The sequence below is a fragment of the Lutibacter sp. genome (genome assembly GCF_041562875.1).
Classification (GTDB): domain Bacteria; phylum Bacteroidota; class Bacteroidia; order Flavobacteriales; family Flavobacteriaceae; genus Lutibacter.
Genome location: NZ_JBFFOE010000009.1, coordinates 42,692 through 49,578, shown reverse-complemented (window position 1 = coordinate 49,578; position 6,887 = coordinate 42,692). Strand labels below are relative to the sequence as shown.

General features: G+C 30.8%; 7 protein-coding genes, 1 tRNA gene and 1 pseudogene. 4 read left to right on the top strand and 5 right to left on the bottom strand.

Annotation, left to right across the window (positions count from 1 at the left end; all coding sequences use genetic code 11):
• A pseudogene (locus tag ABY863_RS02700) lies at nucleotides 1-300 on the top strand (TonB-dependent receptor); the annotation flags it as partial.
• A 15-nt stretch (nucleotides 301-315) separates the two neighbouring features.
• Here ABY863_RS02700 and ABY863_RS02695 read toward each other — a convergent pair.
• Both ABY863_RS02695 and ABY863_RS02690 read right to left on the bottom strand, forming a co-directional pair.
• A complete protein-coding gene (locus tag ABY863_RS02695) occupies nucleotides 316-546 on the bottom strand; it encodes a hypothetical protein (RefSeq protein WP_372792721.1) in 231 nt (76 codons plus the stop codon).
• A gap of 94 nt (nucleotides 547-640) precedes the next feature.
• Nucleotides 641-712 (bottom strand) — tRNA-Arg (locus tag ABY863_RS02690).
• 412 nt (nucleotides 713-1,124) lie between these two features.
• Between ABY863_RS02690 and ABY863_RS02685 the strand changes: the two genes are divergently transcribed.
• The 3 genes from ABY863_RS02685 (at nucleotide 1,125) to gltA (ending at nucleotide 4,262) form a co-directional block, all read left to right on the top strand.
• Nucleotides 1,125-1,658 (top strand): DUF4395 domain-containing protein, encoded by a 534-nt coding sequence (locus ABY863_RS02685; protein ID WP_372792720.1) that lies wholly within the window; start codon nucleotides 1,125-1,127, stop codon nucleotides 1,656-1,658.
• A gap of 230 nt (nucleotides 1,659-1,888) precedes the next feature.
• On the top strand, nucleotides 1,889-2,728 hold the full coding sequence (locus tag ABY863_RS02680; RefSeq protein ID WP_372792719.1) for a sulfide/dihydroorotate dehydrogenase-like FAD/NAD-binding protein: 840 nt from the start codon (nucleotides 1,889-1,891) through the stop codon (nucleotides 2,726-2,728).
• Nucleotides 2,729-2,768: 40 nt separating this feature from the next.
• Entirely contained in the window at nucleotides 2,769-4,262 is a 1,494-nt protein-coding gene (gltA, locus tag ABY863_RS02675) for an NADPH-dependent glutamate synthase (RefSeq protein WP_372792718.1), read from the top strand.
• 102 nt (nucleotides 4,263-4,364) lie between these two features.
• Here the strand turns inward: gltA and ABY863_RS02670 are convergent, their stop codons facing one another.
• The 3 genes from ABY863_RS02670 to atpD all read right to left on the bottom strand — a co-directional run bounded on the left by ABY863_RS02670 (nucleotide 4,365) and on the right by atpD (nucleotide 6,817).
• The gene (locus ABY863_RS02670; protein WP_372792717.1) at nucleotides 4,365-4,772 is read right to left on the bottom strand and encodes a hypothetical protein; all 408 of its coding nucleotides are present in this window, start codon (nucleotides 4,770-4,772) and stop codon (nucleotides 4,365-4,367) included.
• 185 nt (nucleotides 4,773-4,957) lie between these two features.
• Nucleotides 4,958-5,236: a F0F1 ATP synthase subunit epsilon gene (locus ABY863_RS02665; RefSeq protein WP_372792722.1), complete on the bottom strand. Its 279-nt coding sequence runs from the start codon at nucleotides 5,234-5,236 to the stop codon at nucleotides 4,958-4,960.
• Between the two features lie 72 nt (nucleotides 5,237-5,308).
• Nucleotides 5,309-6,817, bottom strand: coding sequence for a F0F1 ATP synthase subunit beta (gene atpD, locus ABY863_RS02660; RefSeq protein WP_372792716.1), 1,509 nt, complete (start codon nucleotides 6,815-6,817; stop codon nucleotides 5,309-5,311).
• Nucleotides 6,818-6,887: the final 70 nt, after the last annotated feature.

The window sequence follows — 6,887 nt, the reverse complement described above, 5'->3', positions numbered from 1 at the left end:
CATACAAGTCCTTTAAATAACAATGCAATTTCAACAAATGGTATTAGCAATTCTATTAATTATAATGATCCGAATAGCGAACGATTATCCAACTATTTTAGAGCTGATTTTTCATCAACATACAAATTTAAATTAAATGAAAAAATAAATGGAATGGCTGGTATATCAGTACTAAACTTTCTTAACAGTGAGAACATTTTAAATACCTATTATAAGATAAATTCTCAAAATAATATTGATGCTACAAATAATATTTCTATTGGAATAACCCCAAACTTCACTTTTAGAGTTTACTTTTAATTTTATTTACAAATATTACAAAGCGTATTTATTATATATTGCTTTTCTTATTGGACAAGTACATATATCTGAATAACCAAAAGTCATTTTATAACCACAATAATCTTTTGATGTATAATTTACAAAGTGAACTTTATCATTTACACAGTTCAGTACTTTACAGCAATTAGTTCCTTCGTTTTTTAAACAACTAAAATCTTTTTTGCACCTTGTCGTTTCTCGTTGAATTTCATTTTCAATTTCCATAGTAAATATAATTTGTTGATGGACAGCAATTTTTCCAACTCAAATATAATGAATTTTAACTAAGGTAGTGTAAAATTTTAAAATTTAACAGTAGTGACTCCACCAGGATTCGAACCTGAATCTAAAGTTTAGGAAACTTTTATTCTATCCCTTGAACTATGGAGCCTTCATTAAAAAAGAGAGTCTTTTTGAGACTCCCTTTTTTACTACTAACTAAAAAAATCAAAAACTCATTACTTATAGATAAGCAATGAATAAGTACGCAAATTTAGGTTGAATTTTCATTAAATTTAATGACAAATATCATTAAAATGGAAAATAAACAGGATCTTTTAGTAAGAATCTATATCAAATAATATTAAAAATACACAAACTCTATTATGTAATAATTATTACTCAAACTGCTTATGTTCGGAGTTCTAATAAAATTAAAATATTTGAATCTGGTTGAAATGATTATATTTCTAAACTAATTTTTAAAAATAATCTACTTGGAATAATTAAAATAGAAGAGGTTGTCAAATAGCATTTATGTTTAGATCAAAAACTTTATCTTCGTTCTTTAAAAAGCAAAAAAAATGTCAATACTAAGTTTTGGAGAATACATTGAAGATAGAAATTACAAAGTTTTAGATGAAAGACAGTTAAGAGCTAGTGCAGGTATTATGTTATTGCTTGGTATTTTAGCTTCTATTAATGGATTCATTTTAAATAAATACACTATAATCCCTTACATTTCAGGATTTCTTTTATTAAACTTTATTATTGGAATATTTATCAATCCAAAATATGCCCCAACAATGCTCTTAGCTAAATTAATTGTTTATAAACAATCTCCATTGCCAATTGGAGCAATTCAAAAGAAGTTTGCTTGGAGTTTGGGCTTAGTTTTATCAACTGTTATCTTTTCACTTTCTCTTTTCTTAATTAACGATGCTACTTTTTTTGATCCAGTGTGTTTATTATGCATAATTTGTTTGGTACTATTGTATTTAGAGTCTGCTTTTGGTATTTGCGTTGGTTGCAAATTATACGATTTAGCCATAAATTTAAATTTACTAAAGAAACCTACAGAAAAACCAAATTGTATGGGAGATGCTTGTGAGGTTTAAACTATTTTTTAATTAAAAAAGTGATAATTGTTTCTCCTTTTCTTTAACCTATATCAATAGCTGTATCTTTTATATGAAAGTTACAAACGTTACAAAGTAATTGCTAAAAAACTCAATTAGAATGAGAAATATCAGTTATTACTTGTATAGTAATGTCTAAATTTACAAGTATTTAAAAATAACAACAACAACTCTTATTTATATTAATTATAATAGTTTTAGCGTAAAATATGTTCAGAATTATAGACAAAGAATTTCTTTCAGAAAATGTGGCAAGATTAGTTATTGAAGCCCCATATATTGCCAAAAGTCGTAAAGCAGGTAATTTCATCATATTAAGAATTGATGAAAATGGGGAGAGAATCCCACTAACAATCTCAGATGCTGATATTGAAAAAGGCACAATCACCTTAATTGTTCAACGAGTTGGTGTTTCATCTCATAAACTTTGTACAATGAATGCTGGTGATTCTATTTTAGATGTTGTAGGCCCACTTGGTGAAGCTACACATATTTCTAATATAGGAACGGTTTTATGTGCTGGAGGAGGCGTTGGTGTAGCTCCTCTTTTTCCTATTGTACAAGCAATGAAATTAGCAGGTAACAGAGTTATAACTGTTATTGCAGCTAGAAACAAAGACCTTATTATTCTTGAAGATAAAATGAGAGAATACTCTGACGAACTTATTATTATGACGGATGATGGCTCAAAAGGAACAAAAGGTTTAGTAACTCAAGGAATGGAAGAAGTAATTCTAAGAGAAAAAGTTAACGAAGCAATTGTTATTGGCCCAGCTATCATGATGAAATATGCTGCTTTAACTACAAAAAAATACAATATCCCAACACTTGCAAGTTTAAATACAATTATGGTTGATGGAACTGGAATGTGTGGTGCTTGTAGAGTTTCAGTAGGTGGAAAAACAGAATTTGTTTGTGTAAACGGGCCTGAATTTGATGCTCATAAAGTTGATTTTGATGAAATGTTAAATAGGTTAAATTCTTATAAAAAGAAAGAATCTGAGGGCTATAGTGACTATTTAAAATCATTAGAAATAGTAACAAATTAATTTCAGTATAAACATTTAGTATATTTAACCTATTCAAAAAATGGAGTCAGAATTAGATAAAGAATTTTATAAAAATGAACGTAAAGCTGATTGGCGAGATAAATTACGTAAAGAAATTAAAAGTAAGGATCGTACAGATATTACAAGAGTTGTAATGCCAGAAGCAGATCCAAATGTAAGAAACAAAAGCAATATTGAAGTAAACGCAGGTATAAGTTTAGAAATGGCTATAAAAGAAGCTAGTCGCTGCTTAGATTGTGTTGCTCCAACCTGCATTATTGGCTGCCCAGTTGGAACCAACATTCCTAAATTTGTGAAATATCTTGAATTAGGTGACGTACTTGGTGCCGCAAAAGTTCTAAAAGAAAACAACTCATTACCTGCCATTTGTGGTAGAGTTTGTCCACAAGAAATTCAATGCGAGGCTCAATGTGTATATGTAAAAAAATTAACTAAAGAAGGTTCTGCAATAGGTTATCTTGAACGTTTTGCAGCGGATTATGAACGTGAACATGGAGATGGAAGCATTCCTACTTTAGCAGAACCAAATGGAATAAAAATGGCTGTTATAGGCTCTGGACCTGCAGGATTAACTGTTGCAGGTGAATTAGCGAAATTTGGATATGATGTCACTGTTTTTGAAGCATTACATGACCTTGGAGGAGTTTTAAAATATGGAATTCCTGAATTCCGCCTCCCAAAATCTATTGTTGATTTTGAAATAAACAACATCAAAAAAATGGGGGTAAAATTCGTTACCAACTTCATTGTTGGAAAAACAGCAACCATTGACGATTTAAAAAATGAAGGTTATGAAGCTTTTTTCATAGCAAGTGGTGCTGGATTACCTAATTTTATGAATATTCCTGGTGAAAATTTTAGTGGAGTTCAAAGCGCAAACGAATTTCTTACTCGAGTAAATTTAATGGGTGGGGCTAATGATAAATTTGACACTCCAGTTCATACTGGTAAAAATGTAGTAATTGTAGGTGGTGGAAATACAGCTATGGACTCTGTAAGAACTGCAAAGCGAATGGGTGCCGAAAGAGCTATTATTGTTTATAGACGTTCAAAAGAAGAAATGCCAGCCAGAGCTGAAGAAATAAAACATGCCATTGAAGAAGGAATCGAATTTATCAACCTTACCTCTCCAATTGAATATTTTGCCGATGAAAATGGAATGGTAAATAAAATGAGAGTTCAAAAAATGGAATTAGGTGAACCTGATGCATCAGGCAGAAGACGACCTATAGTAATTGAAGGCTCTGAATATGACATTGATGTTGATAGTGTAGTAATTGCAGTTGGTGTTTCTCCTAATCCAATAATTCAACGTAGTATGCCAGAACTTGAAGTAACCAAATGGAATACAATTAAAGTTGATGAGAACATGATGACTTCAATTCCAGGACTTTTTGCTGGAGGAGATATTGTAAGAGGTGGGGCAACAGTTATTCTAGCAATGGGAGATGGAAGAAAAGCGGGTCAAGGAATGCATCGTTACATTCAAGCAAATGCTTTAGCGAAAGTATAAAATAAATATAGCATATATTAAAAAACAAACCCTGCTAATTTTTTAAATTAGCAGGGTTTGTTTTTTCTTAAAATTAAGAATATAAAATGAAAATTTATTTAATTATGAGTTTCCAAATAGCTTAATAATTTCATCTTTAGTAAAAAATGTACTTGTGCTAAGTTTTTTACTTAATAAACTACGCTGCCTAATCATCAACATCTTTTCCCCATTTACCTTTTTAAAATCAAATTTTACTATAGTGTCTTTGCTTGTTTGAACAATAACTTGATGATCATTATGATAATCAAAACCATCCATAACAATTTGGTACATCGTATCTATATTAGGAAAATCAAATGAATTTACATCATTACTGTTTTTTGAATTTAAATCAGAATAAGTAAAAGAAAATAATTTATCTATTTTTAAAAGTTTTATTGAATAATTTCCATTTTTTACAATTCCAATTTCTTGGCCAAAAGATGAAGCAGAAATTAAAAAGAAAAAAACAAGGGTTTTAAATTGCATATAAGCGTATTGTTTAACTAAATAAAGGGTTGATCTTATCTATTTACAAAACAACAGTTTAAAATTCAAATACCCTACTAAAAACGAGGAAATTTTTAAATTAGTTATTATAAGTTTTGAATTAGGTCCATAACAAAAAAATCCTCGGTAAAACCGAGGATTTTTTATATAAATAATTTTGAAAATTAGTCTGCAAGTATAATTACTTTGTTTTCCTTCATTTCAATAGTTCCACTTTTAATTGGTAACGTAAACTCACCTTTAATATTCGTAAACTTTTCTTCAAATTGTTCTTCAATAACAATATTAACCCCTTTAAACTTAACAGTTCCATTTACTAATAATGATACTATTGGTGCGTGGTTATTTAACATTTGAAATTCACCATTAACTCCTGGTACAGAAACTAAATCTACTTCTGAGTGTAATAAAGTTGCTTCTGGCGTTACTATTTCTAAAATCATCATTAATTAATTTTTAGTGATTCGTTTTTGTTGTTAACATTTATTGAAATCAACTTTAAACTTAAAACTTTTTTATGCCTCCGATAACATTTTCTCTCCAGCATCAATTGCATCTTGAATTGATCCTCTTAAGTTAAATGCAGCTTCTGGATATTTATCTAACTCACCATCTAAAATCATATTAAATCCTTTGATTGTATCTTTAATATCAACCAATACACCTGGTATTCCTGTAAATTGTTCAGCTACATGAAATGGTTGAGATAAGAAACGTTGAACTCTACGGGCTCTATGAACCGCAATTTTATCTTCTTCAGATAATTCTTCCATTCCTAAAATAGCGATAATATCTTGTAATTCTTTATATCGTTGCAATAACTCTTTTACACGTTGTGCACAATCATAATGCTCTTTCCCTAAAATAGCAGCCGTTAAAATTCTTGAAGTAGAATCTAAAGGGTCTACTGCTGGGTAAATACCCAACTCTGAAATTTTACGAGATAATACTGTTGTTGCATCTAAATGCGCAAATGTAGTTGCCGGTGCTGGATCTGTTAAATCATCTGCAGGCACATAAACTGCTTGTACTGATGTAATTGAACCATTTTTAGTTGAAGTAATACGCTCTTGCATTGCTCCCATTTCTGTTGCTAAAGTTGGCTGATAACCAACGGCTGATGGCATACGCCCTAATAACGCTGACACCTCCGAACCTGCTTGTGTAAAACGGAAAATATTATCAACAAAGAATAATACATCTTTCCCTTGTCCTTCACCTGCACCATCACGGAAATATTCAGCAATTGTTAAACCTGATAAAGCAACACGAGCACGTGCTCCCGGTGGCTCATTCATTTGTCCGAAAACAAACGTAGCTTTAGATTCTCTCATTCCTGCTTTATCAACTTTAGATAAATCCCATCCTCCTTCTTCCATAGAATGCATAAAGTCATCACCATATTTAATAATCCCTGATTCTAACATTTCTCTTAAAAGGTCATTTCCTTCACGGGTTCTTTCTCCTACACCAGCAAATACTGATAAACCTCCGTGACCTTTTGCTATATTATTAATCAATTCCATCAACAATACTGTTTTACCTACTCCAGCACCACCAAATAACCCAATTTTACCACCTTTTGCGTATGGCTCGATTAAGTCAATTACTTTAATACCTGTAAATAAAACTTCTGTTGAAGTTGATAAATCTTCAAATTTTGGTGCTTGTCTATGAATTGGTAAACCATCTTTCCCTTCTTTAGGTAAATTTCCCAATCCATCAATGGCATCTCCAATTACATTAAATAAACGTCCATAAATATCCTTTCCAATTGGCATTTGAATAGCACTACCTGTAGCAACAACTTCGGTCCCTCTACTTAAACCATCAGTTGAATCCATAGAGATTGTTCTAACAGTATCTTCACCAATATGAGATTGAACTTCTAATACTAACAATGAACCATCCTTCTTTGTGATTTCTAATGAATCATATAATTTTGGAAGTTCAGCGCCAGATTCAAACTCAACGTCAATAACTGGACCAATAATTTGTGCAACTTTACCTGTAACTTTTGCCATTACTTTAACTATTTATTTTTTAGATATTTAACCTTTTAGGGCTCTCCTCAATTTTAAAGGTGCAAAGATA